Genomic DNA, 16,273 nt, shown 5'->3' with positions numbered 1-16,273 from the left:
GATGAGCCTATTCGTCGGGTTCGCGGTCAGCCGCGCTCGGCCAGGAACGACACCTCGACGCGGTCGCCGGTGTTCACCTCTTCGACGTCCTCCGGAATCACGATCAGGCAGTTCGCCTCAGCCAGCTCGGCGAGCAGATGCGACGTGCCCGACTCGGACTCCCCGATCACCTGGACCAGGTACTCGCCGGAACGTTCGTCACGCATCAACTGGCCTCGCAGAAAGCCGCGTCGGCCCTCGACGGATGCGATCGGACCGATCGAGCGTGCCGTGACCGTCCGACGCATCGGTTGCCTCTTGCCGAGCGCGATGCGGATCAGCGGTCGGACCATGACCTCGAACGTGACGAGTGCACTCACCGGGTTCGACGGCAGGAGGAAGGTCGGGATCTCGTCGCGGCCCAACCGCCCGAATCCCTGGACCGAACCGGGATGCATGCCCACGCGCCCCACTTCGAGGTCGCCGAGCCCCTCGAGCGTCTCGGTCACCATGCGCGACGCGGCACCGCCGACGGCGCCGCAGATCACGACGATCTCGGCGCGAATGGTCTGTGCCTCCACCACTTCACGCAGTCGGTCCGGGTCGCGATCGGCGATGCCGACACGATGGACCTCTGCACCGGCGTCGCGAGCCGCGGCGGCGAGGGCATAGCTGTTGACGTCGAACACCTGGCCGGGACCCGGATCACGGTCGATGTCGACGAGTTCACTGCCGACGGCGATGACGGCGACGCGCGGACGCGGATGGACGAGCACACGTGCCCGTCCGACGGCTGCGAGCAGACCCACTTGAGCGGCACCGATGACCGTGCCGGTCCGGACCGCGACATCACCCGGCTGTACGTCGTCGCCGACCCGCCGCACGTAGTCGCCGCTCTCGACAGCATGACCGATCATCACCCGATCGTCGTCGCCGTCGGTCCAGCGGTGCGGCACCACGGCATCGGCGAGCGTCGGCATCGGAGCACCGGTCTCCACCCGAACCGCTTGACCGGGCTGCAGCCGGGTCGGGGTGCGCGACCCCGGCTCGACGTCACCGACCACGGGCAGGCGGACCACGAGTCGGCCCGATCCCTCCAGAACGCTGACGTCGACGGGTTCGTCGTCGAGATCCGCGATGTCGTCGGGTTCTTCGGCACCGGCCAACACCACGTCGACAGCACGCACCGCGTACCCGTCGATGGCGGCCTGGTCGAACCCGGGCAGCGGATCAGTGGTGACGACTTCCTCCGCGCACAGCAGCCCCTGCGCCTCGGAGATCGCGACCTGGATCGGCCGCGGTGCCACCACTGACGCAGTCACGAGGCTCAAATGGTCCTCGACCGATCGCATCGTCTCTCCTGTCGTGTCTTCGCCCCGCCAGGGTAATGCCCACACCCGTGGGACCGGCGCAGGCGCGCGGACTTCAGCCCTGGGCGAGCCGGTCCTGCAACCAGGCGCGCAGCTCCGGACCGTAATCGTCGCGGTCGAGCGCGAAGTCGACGGCGGCCTTCAGGTACCCGCCGGGATTTCCGAGGTCGTGCCGGGTGCCGCGGTGCACCACAACGTGCACCGGCTCACCCTTCTCGATGAGCAGGGCGATGGCGTCGGTGAGCTGGAGTTCGCCGCCCGCTCCCGGTGTGATCTCACGGAGTGCGTCGAAGATCTTGCGGTCCAGAATGTAACGGCCGGCAGCTGCGAGGTTCGACGGCGCCTGGTCCGCGGGCGGCTTCTCGACCATTCCGCGCACCCGCTTCACGTCGGGTGACGCCGGGTCGGCGTCTTCGACGTCGAAGACGCCGTAGGCGCTGATCTTCTCGTCGGGCACCTCGATCGCACACAACACGCTGCCGCCGTAGCGGGCGCGAGTCTGCGCCATCGCGCCGAGCACACCGCCGGGCAGGACGAGATCGTCGGGCAGGAGCACCGCGACAGCATCCTCATCGTCGGCGAGCTGCGATTCAACACAGCCGACCGCATGCCCCAGGCCGAGCGGCTGCTCCTGGATCACCGACGCCACTTCGAGCAACGACGGTGCGTTCCGCACCTTGGCGAGCATCGCCTCCTTGCCACGCGACGCGAGCGTGTGCTCCAGGACCAGGTCTTCGACGAAGTGGGCGACGACGCCGTCCTTGCCGGGCGAGGTCACCACGAGGAGACGTTCGGCGCCTGCCGACTTGGCCTCCTCCGCGACGAGTTCGATGCCGGGCGTGTCGACCACGGGAAGCAGTTCCTTGGGAACCGTCTTGGTGGCGGGCAGAAAGCGCGTTCCCAGTCCGGCCGCGGGCACCACCGCGGTGTGCGGGATGCGAGGCTGGCCGGTCGCACCGGACGTGGACGAGACGGGATTGGGCATGGCCCTGAGTCTAGATGCTTGTTCTGGCAGGATCGGCCACGCACCACTGGACGTTCGCTGAGAGGGCACCGACATCGTGACTGCGACGAAGAAGGATCGAAGGGCCGACCTGCTCGCTGCGCGCGGGCGGATGTCGCCGTTCGTGATCGCGCAAGTGAACGCAGAGTTGGCCGAGTGGATGTATGCACTGCCGGTCCCGGTGGCCCCGGGCGACACCGTCGCGGCGTACGTGGCAGTCGGCGACGAACCCGGCGGGACCGCGATGCTCGACGCCCTCGTCGACCGGGGCCTGAGGGTGCTTCTCCCCGTGGTCCCGGCCGGTGCGCCCACCGCGTTGCATTGGGGTGAATTCCACGGCGAGGAGTCCCTCGTCGACGGGCGGTGGGATCTCCTCGAACCGGCCGATCCCCTCGGGGTCGACGCGGTGGCCGAAGCTCGGGCGATTCTGGTCCCGGCGATCGGCGCAGATCGTGCAGGCGGCCGACTCGGACGCGGTGCGGGTTACTACGACAGGACGCTGGAGGGGACCCACGCGCCGATCATCGCCGTCGTCTACGACGACGAACTTCTCGAGTCGATCCCCCAGGAGCCGAACGACGTCCCCGTCGACTGGGTCCTCACGCCCGGCGGCGGGTTCCTCCGCACACCGCACACCGCAAAGTAGCCGACATGGACGACGCACCCAGTCACTCCGCGCCACTCGTCCAGGCAGGACTACTGATCGTTCAGGCGCTGGCGGGGCTTTTGTCATTCGTGTTGACGGCCATCACCGCGGCGCTGAGTCTCACCTCGTGCCCTACCGACGCCGACGGCGAACTGGCGGACTGCAACGACCGTGCACAGTCAGCCGCAGTTGCGACGGCGGGCGTGGGATCGATCATCTTGCTGGTCGTCGCAATCGTGTGGACTGTCACCAGTCATCGACGCGGAACGCCTGCAGTCGGTGCCGCCAAAGCGTTTCTCACCATGCAGGTCATTCTCGGAGTCGTCAGCATTCTCCTCGCTTTGGGCGGCGATCCGGCGGCCTGACCCATCGAGGGCTGCGGGGAGAGTCAGGCGCTGGCTGCGCCGGAGTCGGACGAGGCGGAGCTGCTGCTCGAGTCCGACGTCGACGACGAGGCGGGCACCGAACCCGATCCCGAGCGGGAATCGGTGCGGTAGAAGCCGCTGCCCTTGAAGACGACGCCGACCGAGTTGAACAGCTTCCGCAGTTTGCCGCCGCATTCGGGGCAGACGGTCAGCGAATCGTCCGAGAACGACTGCACGATGTCGAACTTGTTGTCGCACACGGTGCACGCATAGCTGTAGGTGGGCACGGGAAACCTCCGGTCGGTCAGAACACTCAGTGTAACCGGTCCTGGCACTCCGTCATTCCGAGTGCCAGCCCGGCAGTGATCCGGAGTATCGGAAAATTGGGCGATGTGACACACGTCATGCCATTCTGATGGTCGTCCGAAACCACGACAGTCACTGACATGGAGTCTTGATGAGCGAACTGCTCGCCACAGCAAACGAATGGATCTGGAGCCGAGGCCTGATCTTCCTGTGCCTCGGCGCAGGTGTGTACTTCTCGATCCGCAGCCGCTTTCTGCAGGTCCGGCACTTCGGGCACATGATCAGGCTGATGTTCGTCGGCGAGAAGTCGGAGTCGGGCGTCTCATCGTTCCAGGCTCTCGCGATGTCGCTGGCCGGACGTGTCGGTGCGGGCAACATCGTCGGTGTCGCCACCGCGATCGCATTCGGCGGACCGGGTGCTCTGTTCTGGATGTGGGCTGTCGCGTTCCTCGGTGCGTCCACGTCGTTCGTCGAGTGCACACTCGGTCAGATCTACAAGGTCAAGGACCCGCTGACCGGCGAGTATCGCGGCGGTCCCGCGTACTACTTGAGCCGCGCGCTCGCCCACACCAAGGCGTCGACCCCGTTCAAGGTCTACGGCATGGTGTTCGCCGCGGTCACGATCATCGCGTGCGGCGTCCTGATGCCGAACATCCAGTCGAACTCCATCGCCGAAGGCGCGGCCAACGCCTGGGGCACCGAGAAGTGGCTGGTCGGTGCGATCACCATGCTCCTGCTGGCCTTCGTCATCATCGGCGGTGTGAAGCGAATCGCCACCTTCGCCGGCATCGTGGTCCCATTCATGGCTGTCGTTTACATCCTCATCGCGATCATCGTCGTCATCGCAAACGCCTCCGAGATCCCCGAGGTCCTGCGCCTGATCTTCTCGAGCGCCTTCGGCGCCGACGCGGCGTTCGGCGCGATTCTCGGGTCGGCGATCATGTGGGGCGTCAAGCGCGGCATCTACTCGAACGAAGCGGGCCAGGGCACCGGGCCGCACTCGGCGGCAGCCGCCGAGGTCAGCCACCCCGCGAAACAAGGCCTCGTCCAGGCCTTCGCCGTCTACATCGACACGCTGTTCGTCTGCTCGGCCACCGGATTCCTGATCCTGTCTACCGGCGCGTACCGCGTGTACTCGGGTGAGTCCGCCGACGGCGACATCATGCGGCCCTCGACAGTCCTGGACCAGGCCGGCGTCGAGGCAGGCGACGGGCCAGGCGCGTCGTACGTTCAGGCAGGCATGGACACCCTGTGGGATGGAGCCGGTGCGTCCTTCGTCGCAATCTCACTCGGATTCTTCTGCTTCACCACCATCGTGGCGTACTACTACATGGCGGAGACCAACCTCCGGTACATGCTCGGTCGAGCCGCGACCAAGCCGTTGCGCTTCATCGACGACACCGTCGGCGGGAATGTCACTCGCCTGTTGCAGCTGGTGATCTGCCTGTCAGTCCTCGCAGGCGCGATGGCGTCCGCGAAGGACGCCTGGGCGCTCGGCGACATCGGCGTCGGCACGATGGCCTGGCTCAACATCATCGGCATCCTGATTCTGCAGGCTCCGGCCTACAAGGCGCTCCGCGACTACGAGCAGCAGAAGAAGATGGGCGCAGACCCGGTCTTCGACCCGCAGAAGCTCGGCATCATCGGCGCGACGTTCTGGGAGACCTACGTTCCGCCGGCGTTGAAGAAGGAGAAGGTCGACGTCTGACTCGCTCCCCGTTCCACCATCGGCAGCCTCTCGACACTTCTCGAGGGGCTGCCGTTCTTTTCCCTTCAGCACGTTGCCCGTTATCGGACAGCGGGAACGCCTCCACCGTTGGGTGACGGCGACCCGGGAGAGTCAGATGACTCGTTTGTCGATGTCGGGCACCCCGTCGCGGTTCTCGTCATCGGAGCGTGCCCGCGAGGCGTCCCACCGCAGCAGCACCGCGCCGAGGACGGCGGCGGCGAGCGAACCGAGAAGAATCCCAACCTTGGCCGCGGGCTGGTGGTCGGCCGACAGCCCCGACTCCGGGGAGAACGACAGTTCGGCGATGAGCAGCGCGACGGTGAAGCCGATACCAGTGAGCAGACCGACGGGCAGCAGGTCACGCAGGCCGATCGCATCGGGCAGACGAAGGGGCGTGATCCGGGTGACGATCGCAACCGTCGCCATCACCCCGATCACCTTTCCGACGACGAGGCCGGCGAAGATGCCCACGCTCACCGGCTGCACGATGTGCCCGAGCCCGACGACCGTCACGCCTGCGGACGCGAATGCGAAGAGCGGCAGTGCGATCGCCGTGGAGTACGGAGTCACCCGCTCACCGATCGACTCGGTCCGCGGATGCTGCTCGCCCGCCCTGGCGATCGCCGGGACGGTGAATCCCAGCAGCACGCCCGCCACAGTCGCATGCACTCCTGACGAGTGGACGAAGCCCCACGCGGCGAGTGCCAACGGGATCAACAGCCAGACGCGGACTCGGACCATCCTCGCCGCCACTCCGAAAGCGGCGATGCAGGCGAGACCCGCCGCCAGCATCACGAAGTCGATCGAATCGGTGTACACGGTGGCGATCACTGCGATCCCCAGGAGGTCGTCGACGACGGCGAGGGTCATCAGGAACACCCGTAGAGCGACAGGAAGGCCGCGCCCGAAGACTGCGAGGACGGCGAGCGCAAATGCGATGTCGGTCGCGGTCGGCGTCGCCCAGCCGCGCAACGCCTCCGGCTCGAATGACCCGACGATCGCCACATAGGCCAGCGCCGGAGCGATCATTCCGCCGACAGCAGCGGCGATCGGAACGCCTGCACTTCGCGGATTGCGCAGACTCCCCGCGACGAACTCCTGCTTCAGCTCGACGCCGACGACAAAGAAGAAGATCGCAAGCAGACCGTCGGAAGCCCACTGAGCGAGAGTCAAGTTCAGGTGAATCGACTCGGGCCCGACCGTGACGGCGAGGAGATCGTGGTAGGCGTCGCGCCACGGCGAATTCGCCCATAGGAGAGCAATCACGGCGGCTGCCATCAGCAGAGCGCCGCCCGTCGTGTCCGCACCCACCCACGCCCTCAAACGATCAACCGATCCAGTTTTCGCAGGCGTCTGTTCCATATGACCACCTTCTCAGACGTCGCCGCTGTGGACGAAGGCAACAACTCAACGAGGTTGTCCACAGTCCCAGGATCCGACCGCTTCGCAATACGGCTCCGACGTACATTTCCGGCATGAGCGACGACCACGGTGCACACACTCTCAATCCGACAGCGGTCGATCGAGTCCGAGGACTCACCGCTCCCACATGGGTGAGGTCCGTCGCATTCCGCCGTTGTGTCGCGGTGCTCCTCATGGTCGGCGCCGGAGCTTTGACAGTCATCGACAACCGCATCCCCACCTCTCCGACCGCCCTCGTCGCGGCGCACGATCTGAAGCCGGGCGAAGTCCTCACCGCCTCCGACGTCCGGCTCGTCCCGGTGCCGGCGGAGTTGATGCCCGACGACTCGCCCGACATCGAGGCGGTGACCGGCCGGCACGTCACCGGTCCCGTCCATTCGGGCGAGATCATCGCACGTCATCGCCTCCTCGATCCACGACTGCCCGCCGAGATGACAGGCGATGATCAGGCACGACTCGTTCCAGTCCGGCCAGCGGATGAGTCGTCGACGGCCTTCATGCGGCCGGGCGACACCGTCGATCTGCTCACCGAGAACGGCGACGTCCTGGCCCGCGCAGCGATCGTCGCGCTGACACCCCAGGTCGACAGTTCAGGCCGCCCCGGACCTGTTCTCGTGGCACTACCCGCGAATGCTGCGCACCGAGTCGCGTCGGCTGGATTGCGCGAACAGATCACTTTTGTATTGCATTGAAATTCGATAACGCGCCGAATGTTGCCGCGAAATGACGGCCGCACTGCATTAGACTCAGCGACGTCACGGCACATCGAATAGCTTAGGGGGAGCCTCGTGCTCAAAGGATTCAAAGACTTCCTGATGCGGGGGAACGTCGTCGAATTGGCCACCGCGGTCATCATCGGCGCCGCATTCACCGCGATCGTCACCGCATTCACCGAGAAGATCGTCAACCCGCTCATCGCGTCTATTCCGATCAGCACCGACTACGCCGGGCTCGGAATCCGTCTGCGCGACGGCATGCCCGAGACTTTCGTCGATTTCGGCGCGGTGATCACCGCCCTGATCAACTTCGTGATCGTGGCCGCGGTCGTCTACTTCCTGATCGTCATGCCCTACAACAAGCTGTCCGAGCTCCGTAAGCTCGGCGATGCCGAGGTGGAGGAGGACGAGGTCTCGCTGCTGACCGAGATCCGCGACCTGCTCGATCCCGGAGCCAAGGAGCGCAAGGCGGCCGAGACCGCAGCGGCGAAGGCAGCTGCCGAAGCCGAGGAGACACGGTTGCGCGACGAGTTGCGCGCCCGTGAGGACGCGGCGCGTTTCGACGCCGCGGAGCAGCCCAGCTCGCCGTTCCCCGAGCAGCCACAGCAGCCGAACTACGGCCAGCCGGGCGTCACGCAGCAGTTCACCGCTCCCCCGCAGGCCCAGCAGCCCTATGGCCAGCCGCAGGCTCCGTCCGGCCCGCCGAGCGGAGGCTTCCCGACGCCGAACCCGGCTCCCGGTCAGTACCCGCCGCCCGGAAATCTCCCCCCGGGTCAGTACGCACCGGGCCAGTACCCGCCGCCGCCCGAGGGGGGCCAGTTCCCGCAGGGCCAGTTCCCGAATGACGGGCCGCGCCACTCGCGCTGACACCCGGATCGATCTCGACGAAGGCTCCGTTTTGTGCCGGAACGGAGCCTTCTTCGCGTTCTCGATCGGGCGATGTTAGGTTTACCTTCCATCGATTGACCGCCCTGATCCTGGAGGCCCCGCATGACCGTCGACGCACCCGCGATCGTCGAAACCGAGGACACGTTGTCCGCGGCGATGAAAAAGGGCTCCGCCGTCGAGCACGAGCAGGCCGAAGGATCGACGTTCATGTCTGCTCTCCTCGATGGCCGCATGTCGGCCGCCGGGTACGTCGCGTACCTACGACGCCTCCGTCCCGTCTACGCCGCTCTGGAGTCGACAGCAACGGCGCTCGCAGGCGATCCGATCGCATCGAAGGTCATCGACCCCGCGTTGAGCCGTCTCGCAACCATCGACGCCGACCTCGCCCACTGGGCGCCGGACGACATCGAGGACGCCGACGACTCCCCCGCCGCCGACGAATACGCGGCTCGCATCACGACCTCCGCGGCCTGGCCTGGCGCGTTCGTCGCGCACCACTACACCCGATACCTCGGTGACCTGTCCGGCGGACAGGCGATCGGACGCATCCTCGACCGAGACTTCGAACTCGACGGCGCGGGCATCGCGTTCTACGACTTCAGCGAGGTCGGCAAGGTCAAGCCGTACAAAGACGCCTACCGTGCACACCTCGACGAGATCGGTGCGACGCTGACCGCCGACGAGCGCGCGCGTCTCGTCGACGAGGTCAAGGTCGCCTTCCGGCTCAACCAGGCACTGTTCGCCGAGCTCAGTCGGCTGTTCCCGGCCTGAACGCCCTACCGCACAACAAAAGGACGGCCTCACTCATGTGGGCCGTCCTTTCTGTTTGTCGTCATCCGTGATGCGGTGGGCGGTTCTCGTCGTACCACTCGCGGCCCCGGCCGCCGTGCCGACTCTCGCCCGGCTCGACGATCTGCTCCGGCAGGTCGTCGCCGAACACCGCATCGAGGCGGCGGCGACGTTCCCAGTCGGCCTCGTCAGATGTCACTGATGTGCCCGATCACATGCCTGGCCAGCGGCAACAGTGTCGCCATGCCGTCGCGGACGGCGGCGCGGGAGTCGGCGATGTTGACCACTACCGTCTGACCTGAGATGCCGGCGAGGCCGCGTGAGAGTCCACCGTCGGTGGCTCCCGCGGACAGGCCCGAACTGCGAATCGCCTCCTCGACGCCTTGCAGACGACGGTCGAGTAGCGGTTCGGTCGCCTCCGGGGTCACATCACGTGCTGCGACACCGACGCCTCCAACCGACACCACGAGGTCCACACCACCGATGACCGCAGTGTTCAGCGCGTTCCGGATCTCGACCTCGTCACCGGGGACTGTGACGGTCGCGTCGACGTGGAATCCGGCCTCTTCGAGGAGCTCGCCCACGAGCGGACCGAGCGAGCTTGGACCCTCCCCGTGCGCAACACGGTCGTCGACGACCACTACGAGTGAACGGGCGAACCCGTCTCCGGGTGCGGCGGCTGCGAGCCCCGGGCTGGTCGAACGAGCCGCCGCGTCTGCGGCCTGGGCGTCGGCGTCGTCGAGGATGTCAGTCATGTCTGCCTCTCTGGAAGTCATAGCGTGCCGAGGGTGACCTCGGCGGTCTTGCTGTCACCGTTCACCGTGTACGTCACCTTCACCGTATCCCCCGGAGCGTTCGAGCGTACGGCGGCGACGAGAGAATCCGCCGACGTGATGTGACGGTCATTGACTGCGGTGATGAGCGCACCGACAGGGATCCCTGCGCGTTCCGCGGGTCCGCCGCGGACGACGTTCGCGACGACGGCTCCCGGCTTCTCGAGATCAACGGCGGGGCGGACCGAGACGCCGATGTTGGCCTGGGTCGCCTTACCGGAGGTCCGCAACTCGTTCGCAACACGCATCGCCTGATCGACAGGGATCGCGAAGCCGAGACCGATGCTGCCAGACTCCGAGCCGGTGCTCGCGCCGAGCGTGGCGATCGCGGTGTTGATGCCGATGAGCGCGCCCGCAGAGTTGATGAGCGCTCCACCGGAGTTGCCCGGGTTGATCGCGGCGTCGGTCTGGATCGCGTCGATCACCGAGTCCTGGCCGTCTGTGCCGGACGTCGACACCGGACGGTTCAGTGCAGAGATGATCCCGGTGGTGACCGTGCCCTCCAGGCCGAGCGGCGAACCGATGGCGATGACGTTCTGACCGACGGTCAGGTTGTCGGACTTTCCGATCGTGATGGGTGTGAGGCCGGTCTTGTCGGCCTTGATCACCGCGATGTCCGACACCGGATCGGCGCCGAGTACTCGCGCCCGGGCTCGCGACCCGTCACTGAAGCTGACGAGGACCTGCATGTTCGGTCCGCCGACCACGTGATTGTTGGTCAGGATGGTGCCGTCCTCGGACAGGACGACACCCGATCCGGATCCGACTTCCCGCCCGTTCGAGACGGTGATCGACACGACCGACGGAAGCACACGCGCCGCGGTCTCCTGGACCGATCCTGGGGCGGCGGGAGGTTGTGCTGCCTGCGTCGGGCCCGTCGCGATGGAGGTGCTGTCCGTGTTCGACGACCCGTTGCGATCGGAGACCAGATAGCCGACACCACCGCCCACACCACCGGCGAGGACTGCGACCACCGCCGCACCTACGAGGAGCTTTTTCCCCGATCCGCCGCGCCCCGAGCCGCCTGCACCGGGACCCGGGTCGGAGCCGATCGGAGGGAGCGACCCGGTCGGAGGTCCGCTCGGCGGCGCAGCGGCGAACTGGCCGGTGCCGTACGGCTGCTGATAGGGCGCCGTCGATGGTGCGCCGTACGGCGATGTCGTAGGCGCCGACCCGTACGGTGCGGGCTGATACGCAGGAGTCACCGTCGTCGGCTGCTGGGCGGCGAACCCACCGGTCGAGGTCACGCCCGTGGGCGCGTCGAACGGGCTCGACGCGGGACGATTCTCGCTGCCGGGAAGCGGCGGAAGCTTCGAGTACGGAGTCGGCGCGGGATTGTTCTGCGCCGTGAAGTCGTCTTGTCGATCCGAGGGGTATCCGCCGTCAGTCATGATTGTCAGCCTAGGCCAGGACACTGTGAAGTCGGTCAAAGGATCCTGGGAATCCGTCCCATGACCGACGCCGTCTACTTCACCGACGGACGACAACGGGGTCGGGCTCGGTGTGCAGCGCCGACCCTGGGAGGCGCATGCGGATCAACGCTCCGCCTTCCGATGACGATTCCGCGACGACGGAACCGCCGAGACGCACCACCACCTGCCGGACGATCGCAAGCCCGAGACCCGATCCGGGCATCGACCGGGTGGCGTCCGCTCGGTAGAACCGCTCGAACACCCGCTCGCGGTCTTCCGGCGGAATACCGGGCCCCGCATCGGCGACGGACAGTTCGGCCGCCTGCAGTCCCACTTGGTGGAGACGCACCTGGACGGTCCGTCCGGGCGGGCTCCATTTGGCGGCGTTGTCGAGCACGTTGAGCACAGCGCGGGCGAGGCCGTGTTCCTCACCGAACACGAACCAGGGCGACGTTTGGACGTCGAACTCGATGTCTGCGCGGCGGCGTCGGACGCGGAGCAGGGCGTCGTCGATGACTGACTCGAGAGCGACCTCTTCGTGGACGGTGTCGAGGGAGTCGTCACGCGCGAGGTCGACGAGGTCGCCGACCAGGGTCGACAGTTCCTCGATCTGAGCCATCACATCCGAGCGCAGCTCCACCATGTCTGATGCGGGGATCGGGGGCGCACCCGGCGCAGACGAAGCGATCAGCAGTTCCAGGTTGGTCCGCAGAGAGGTGAGCGGTGTCTTGAGCTCGTGCCCTGCGTCTGCGACGAGCCGTGCCTGTTGGTCACGGGATTCGGCGAGCGCGCCGAGCATCGTGTTGAAGCTCTCGGTGAGGCGGGCGAGCTCGTCTGTTCCGGTCACCGGAATCGGTCTCAGATCCTGCGTCTTCGCAACACGCTCGACGGCTTCGGTCAGGCGGCCGACCGGCCGCAGACCGCCCCGCGCGACCGCCGTTCCGGCGAGTGCCGCGAACGCGACTCCCACGCCACCCGCCACGAACAGGACGGACGCGAGACGCTTCAGGATGGCGTCGGTGCGGTCGAGCGACTCGGCGAGCATCAATGTGCTGCCGTTCGACAGTTTGCGGGCGAGAATCCTGTGGTTCGACGAGGTACGCAGACTCTGGTTCAGTTTTCCAGGCGGGTTCACCGATCCGATGATCTGCCGTTCGGTGTCGCCGTACGGGACTTCACCGAGCATGAGCGTGTGCCCAGTCGGCTCGACCAGCGCGATCGAGATCGACGTCGAGAAGACGGTTCCAGCGAGGAGATCCTCCGGACCGTTGCTGAGACGTCCCAGCTTCGACAGCACCGTCATCCCATCGGCACGAGTGATCAGCTGTGTGTCGACGTCGCGGTACAGCGATCGGGAGACGACGAAGTACGCCGCGCCCGCCATGAGTGTCGCCGACAGCAGGACGACGGCGGCGGCGAGCAACGCGACACGGTTCCGCAGCGACACCGAGCGGGTCAGCGCGTTCGGCGCCCGCATCGGGCGGTGTGCTCGGCTCGTCATCTAGGGCGCGGAGCTCTCACGGAGCACGTAGCCGACGCCGCGCACAGTGTGGATGAGTCGCGGTTCGCCGTCTGCCTCGGTCTTGCGTCGCAGGTAGCCGATGTACACCTCGAGGGCATTACCCGAGGTCGGGAAGTCGTAGCCCCACACCTCTTCCAGGATGCGGCTGCGCGTCAAGACCCGCTTCGGGTTCGACATCAGCATCTCCATCAGCGCGAACTCGGTTCGCGTGAGACTGATCTGGCGTTCGCCGCGCGTCACTTCGCGGGTCACCGGATCGAGGGTCAGGTCGGTGAAGCTGACCGCCTCCGAGCCCTCCTCGTCTTCGCGTGCCGTACGGCGCAGCAACGACCTGACTCGAGCGAGGAGTTCCTCCAAGGCGAACGGCTTGGGCAAGTAGTCGTCGGCGCCCGCGTCGAGCCCCGACACCCGCTCCGACACCGAGTCGCGGGCGGTCAGCACCAGGATCGGCAGGTCGTCGCCCGCGGACCGGAGTCGGCGGCACACTTCCAGACCGTCCAGGCGCGGCATCATCACGTCGAGCACCAGCATGTCCGGGCGATCGGCGATCACCTTCTCGAGTGCTTCGAGACCGTCACCCGCCGTGTCGACGGTGTAGCCGTTGAAGGACAGGGACCGACGAAGGGACTCTCGGACGGCCCGATCGTCGTCGACCACGAGTATGCGCATGCCTACAGTCTTATCGTCTCTACTTCAGATCCTGCTGAGAAACACGCGGGTCACCGTCGTCGGCGAGCCACCGCGAGCATGTCCGACACCTCGGTGAACTTGATCCGTGGCCGTCCGGCGGCCTGCCCTCGCGCCCGCTCGGCACGGTCGATGGACCGCACTCCGCGATATCCGACGAGGTCGGGCGACCTGCGCTGCGCGAGCCTGCGGAAGTCGTCCGGGGCATGCGCCGTCCTGGTCAGACGTCCGGCCGCGGCGTCGTCGATGAACGCCTCCACGGTGGTGATCGCGTGCGCTTTGTTGGCGCCGATTCCTCCGGTGGCCCCGCGCGCAGCCCATCCGAGGGCGTACACGCCGGGTATCGCGTCGCCTGTCTCGTTGATCACTCTGCCGTCGGAGTTGGGGATGACACCGCGGGCGTCGTCGAAAGGAAGACCGTTGATGCGCACTCCGCGGTACCCGATGGATCGGACCACAAGATCGGTCGTGATCTCATGCGCCAGATCGCCGGTCGCCACGTCGACGGCTCCGACATGCCCTCGGTCACCTGCGACGACTCCTTCGACCGCGCTGTTGAAGAGCAGGACGATGCGTCGTCGGTCGGGTTCGGGCGGATGGTGGAGGCCGAGTCCGTCCGGGCGGTCGGCGACGATCACGTCAACTCCGGGCAGTTCTTGCAGAGCCCTGAACTCGGCGGCCGTGTACGCGGCGTCCGACGGACTGCGACGACCGAGCAGCACGACCTCGCGGATGTCCTGCCTCTCCAGGAGGGTCAATGCGCGATCGGCGATGTCGGTGGCGGCGAGCGCTTCCGGCGACGACACCAGGATCCGCGCGACGTCGAGCGCCACATTGCCGGTTCCCACGATCACGGCGCGTCCCACTCCGTCTTCCGGGATCGGAGGACCCTGCGCACCCGGGTAGGCGTTGTACCAGGCGACCAGATCGGTTGCAGCCACCGAACCGGGCAGGTCTTCACCGGGCACCCCGAGTACCCGAGAATCGGGTGCACCGACCGCGTAGAACACCGCGTCGAAATGGTCGGCGAGCTCCCCCGGAGTGACGGCCGATGGGCCGTCTCCGATTTCGACTCCGCCGAGCAGATGAACCCGTCGATCGCGATACAGCATGTCGAACGTGCGGAGAACTCCCTTGGTGCCGGGGTGATCGGGCGCGACGCCTGCGCGGACGAGACCTCCGGGAGTCGGCAGCCTGTCGATCACCGTGACGTCGGCGTCAGTCCGGCCGATCAACGTCCGGACGGCGTACCCGCCTGCCGGCCCGGTGCCGACGACGGCCACTCGCAGACCGTCCGGCAGACGCGGGATCACCGGATAGACGATGTCCGACCACCCCGATGAGATATCCGGGTTGTCGCGATAGAACGCTGCGTTGACCTCGATGAACACCGAGTCGCGCTCACCGAGGCGATCGGCCGGGTAGATCGCGTCGACAGGGCACGCGTCTGCGCAGGCGCCGCAGTCGATGCAGGCCACGGGATCGATGTGCAGGATGTCCGACGAGCCGAACCCTCGTTCCTCCGGAGTCGGGTGAATGCAGTTCACCGGGCACACGGACACACATGCCGCGTCGCTGCAGCACGACTGGGTGATGACGTGTGCCATCAGATCATGTGGACGCGGCGGTAGTTGCGCCGCGCGGCCCGCGTCAGCAGCCCCACGTCGTCGAGGAACTCCATCAGGTGAGTGCAGTTGCTGCGGACCATCGCGTGGAAGTGCTTGTTGGTGCGACGTTCCGCGAGCGCACGGTCCACGTCGAGTCCCGCGTTCGCGTACACCTGCGGCTGGACCAGGTTCGACACGATGTAGAGCGCACCGAGCGAGGTGTAGAGCGCACAGAATCGCCGCTTGAGCGGACTCATGCCGGCCATCGACTCGCGGACCTGCTCACGGGCGAACTTCATGTGCCGAGACTCTTCGAGCACATGGATCTCGTTGATCGTGCGGATGAACGGGAGCACTCGCTCGTCCCGCATGCAGCCGCGCTGGAACACGTCGAGGATCTCTTCGGCGACAAGAATGCCTGCGTACGAGACCGCACCGCGTGCCGTGTGCTGGAAGATCTTGCCGAGACGACCGATGCGGCGAGGCGGGTGGTACGACGTGCCGACCATCTTCGACGATGCCTTCGCGAACATGATCGAGTGGCGGCATTCGTCGGCGATCTCGGTGAGCGCAAACTGGAATTCCGGCTCGTGGTAGCGGCCGAGGTACTGGTCGCGCAGCACCAGCTCCTGCAGGATCATCTCGAACCAGATGCCGACGTTCATGATCGACGCGAACTCGTGGCGAGTCAGTGTCACCTGCTGCTCGACGGTCAGCTCATTCCAGTAGTCGGTGCCGTACAGCGTCGACCACTCCGGGCTGCAGCCGTACTGCGCCGGGTCCATCGGTTCGGACCAGTCGATCTCGGTCATCGCGTTTCGAGAGAGTCGTGCGGCGGACTCCACCAGTCGCTGCGACACTTCGTCCACCCCGCGGTCAGGTGTGCTCATCGAGTCGTTCTCAAGAATGGTCATCTCGACCTCCCATCTACCGATGTGACAATATTTGTTGTCACGATAACACGCGTGTGATGAGCTTCATAGAGCCTAGTTTCCCTAC

The 16,273-nt window shown here is 66.5% G+C and carries 17 protein-coding genes; 6 read left to right on the top strand and 11 right to left on the bottom strand.

The genetic code is table 11. The annotated features are described in order from the left end of the window. Nucleotides 1–26: 26 nt before the first annotated feature. Both glp and JVX90_RS02615 read right to left on the bottom strand, forming a co-directional pair. Nucleotides 27–1,331 carry a gephyrin-like molybdotransferase Glp gene (glp, locus tag JVX90_RS02620; protein ID WP_205330914.1) on the bottom strand — a complete coding sequence of 435 codons (1,305 nt, stop codon included), beginning with the start codon at nucleotides 1,329–1,331 and terminating at the stop codon, nucleotides 27–29. Nucleotides 1,332–1,404: 73 nt separating this feature from the next. Beyond that, complete coding sequence (locus tag JVX90_RS02615) at nucleotides 1,405–2,334, bottom strand: UTP--glucose-1-phosphate uridylyltransferase (RefSeq protein ID WP_205330913.1); 930 nt, start codon at nucleotides 2,332–2,334, stop codon at nucleotides 1,405–1,407. A gap of 76 nt (nucleotides 2,335–2,410) precedes the next feature. Between JVX90_RS02615 and JVX90_RS02610 the strand changes: the two genes are divergently transcribed. Continuing rightward, on the top strand, nucleotides 2,411–2,998 hold the full coding sequence (locus tag JVX90_RS02610) for a 5-formyltetrahydrofolate cyclo-ligase (protein ID WP_205330912.1): 588 nt from the start codon (nucleotides 2,411–2,413) through the stop codon (nucleotides 2,996–2,998). A 5-nt stretch (nucleotides 2,999–3,003) separates the two neighbouring features. Next, nucleotides 3,004–3,363, top strand: coding sequence for a hypothetical protein (locus JVX90_RS02605; RefSeq protein ID WP_205330911.1), 360 nt, complete (start codon nucleotides 3,004–3,006; stop codon nucleotides 3,361–3,363). 23 nt (nucleotides 3,364–3,386) lie between these two features. Here JVX90_RS02605 and JVX90_RS02600 read toward each other — a convergent pair whose 3' ends face one another. After that, nucleotides 3,387–3,650, bottom strand: coding sequence for an FmdB family zinc ribbon protein (locus JVX90_RS02600; protein ID WP_205330910.1), 264 nt, complete (start codon nucleotides 3,648–3,650; stop codon nucleotides 3,387–3,389). A 170-nt stretch (nucleotides 3,651–3,820) separates the two neighbouring features. Here JVX90_RS02600 and JVX90_RS02595 point away from each other — a divergent pair, with 170 nt between their 5' ends. Beyond that, the gene (locus JVX90_RS02595) at nucleotides 3,821–5,377 is read left to right on the top strand and encodes an alanine/glycine:cation symporter family protein (RefSeq protein WP_205330909.1); all 1,557 of its coding nucleotides are present in this window, start codon (nucleotides 3,821–3,823) and stop codon (nucleotides 5,375–5,377) included. Nucleotides 5,378–5,509: 132 nt separating this feature from the next. Here JVX90_RS02595 and nhaA read toward each other — a convergent pair whose 3' ends face one another. Then, nucleotides 5,510–6,760 carry a Na+/H+ antiporter NhaA gene (gene nhaA, locus JVX90_RS02590; protein ID WP_205330908.1) on the bottom strand — a complete coding sequence of 417 codons (1,251 nt, stop codon included), beginning with the start codon at nucleotides 6,758–6,760 and terminating at the stop codon, nucleotides 5,510–5,512. Nucleotides 6,761–6,873: 113 nt separating this feature from the next. On the opposite strand from nhaA, the gene JVX90_RS02585 reads away from it, so the two are divergent. The 3 genes from JVX90_RS02585 (at nucleotide 6,874) to JVX90_RS02575 (ending at nucleotide 9,195) form a co-directional block, all read left to right on the top strand. Then, a complete protein-coding gene (locus tag JVX90_RS02585; RefSeq protein WP_205330907.1) occupies nucleotides 6,874–7,512 on the top strand; it encodes an SAF domain-containing protein in 639 nt (212 codons plus the stop codon). 96 nt (nucleotides 7,513–7,608) lie between these two features. Further along, entirely contained in the window at nucleotides 7,609–8,403 is a 795-nt protein-coding gene (gene mscL, locus JVX90_RS02580) for a large-conductance mechanosensitive channel protein MscL (RefSeq protein WP_205330906.1), read from the top strand. A gap of 123 nt (nucleotides 8,404–8,526) precedes the next feature. After that, a complete protein-coding gene (locus JVX90_RS02575; protein ID WP_205330905.1) occupies nucleotides 8,527–9,195 on the top strand; it encodes a biliverdin-producing heme oxygenase in 669 nt (222 codons plus the stop codon). Between the two features lie 61 nt (nucleotides 9,196–9,256). On the opposite strand, the gene JVX90_RS02570 is transcribed toward JVX90_RS02575, so the two are convergent. The 7 genes from JVX90_RS02570 to JVX90_RS02540 all read right to left on the bottom strand — a co-directional run bounded on the left by JVX90_RS02570 (nucleotide 9,257) and on the right by JVX90_RS02540 (nucleotide 16,188). Continuing rightward, nucleotides 9,257–9,412, bottom strand: a complete 156-nt coding sequence (locus JVX90_RS02570; RefSeq protein ID WP_205330904.1) for a hypothetical protein — start codon at nucleotides 9,410–9,412, stop codon at nucleotides 9,257–9,259. Continuing rightward, nucleotides 9,402–9,968: a molybdenum cofactor synthesis domain-containing protein gene (locus JVX90_RS02565; RefSeq protein WP_205330903.1), complete on the bottom strand. Its 567-nt coding sequence runs from the start codon at nucleotides 9,966–9,968 to the stop codon at nucleotides 9,402–9,404. The genes JVX90_RS02570 and JVX90_RS02565 overlap by 11 nt, the downstream gene beginning before the upstream one ends. Nucleotides 9,969–9,985: 17 nt before the next feature. Beyond that, nucleotides 9,986–11,437 (bottom strand): trypsin-like peptidase domain-containing protein, encoded by a 1,452-nt coding sequence (locus JVX90_RS02560; protein WP_205330902.1) that lies wholly within the window; start codon nucleotides 11,435–11,437, stop codon nucleotides 9,986–9,988. A 79-nt stretch (nucleotides 11,438–11,516) separates the two neighbouring features. Further along, a complete protein-coding gene (locus JVX90_RS02555) occupies nucleotides 11,517–12,959 on the bottom strand; it encodes a HAMP domain-containing sensor histidine kinase (protein WP_240194027.1) in 1,443 nt (480 codons plus the stop codon). Then, nucleotides 12,960–13,649 (bottom strand): response regulator transcription factor, encoded by a 690-nt coding sequence (locus JVX90_RS02550; protein ID WP_205330901.1) that lies wholly within the window; start codon nucleotides 13,647–13,649, stop codon nucleotides 12,960–12,962. 50 nt (nucleotides 13,650–13,699) lie between these two features. Further along, nucleotides 13,700–15,274 carry an FAD-dependent oxidoreductase gene (locus JVX90_RS02545; RefSeq protein ID WP_205330900.1) on the bottom strand — a complete coding sequence of 525 codons (1,575 nt, stop codon included), beginning with the start codon at nucleotides 15,272–15,274 and terminating at the stop codon, nucleotides 13,700–13,702. Continuing rightward, nucleotides 15,274–16,188: a diiron oxygenase gene (locus tag JVX90_RS02540; protein ID WP_205330899.1), complete on the bottom strand. Its 915-nt coding sequence runs from the start codon at nucleotides 16,186–16,188 to the stop codon at nucleotides 15,274–15,276. The genes JVX90_RS02545 and JVX90_RS02540 overlap by 1 nt, the downstream gene beginning before the upstream one ends. Between the last annotated feature and the right edge of the window lie 85 nt (nucleotides 16,189–16,273).

The sequence above is a fragment of the Gordonia sp. PDNC005 genome (assembly GCF_016919385.1).
GTDB lineage: Bacteria > Actinomycetota > Actinomycetes > Mycobacteriales > Mycobacteriaceae > Gordonia.
The sequence above is the reverse complement of the archived record's forward strand: the minus strand, read 5'-3'. Positions and strand labels throughout refer to the sequence as shown.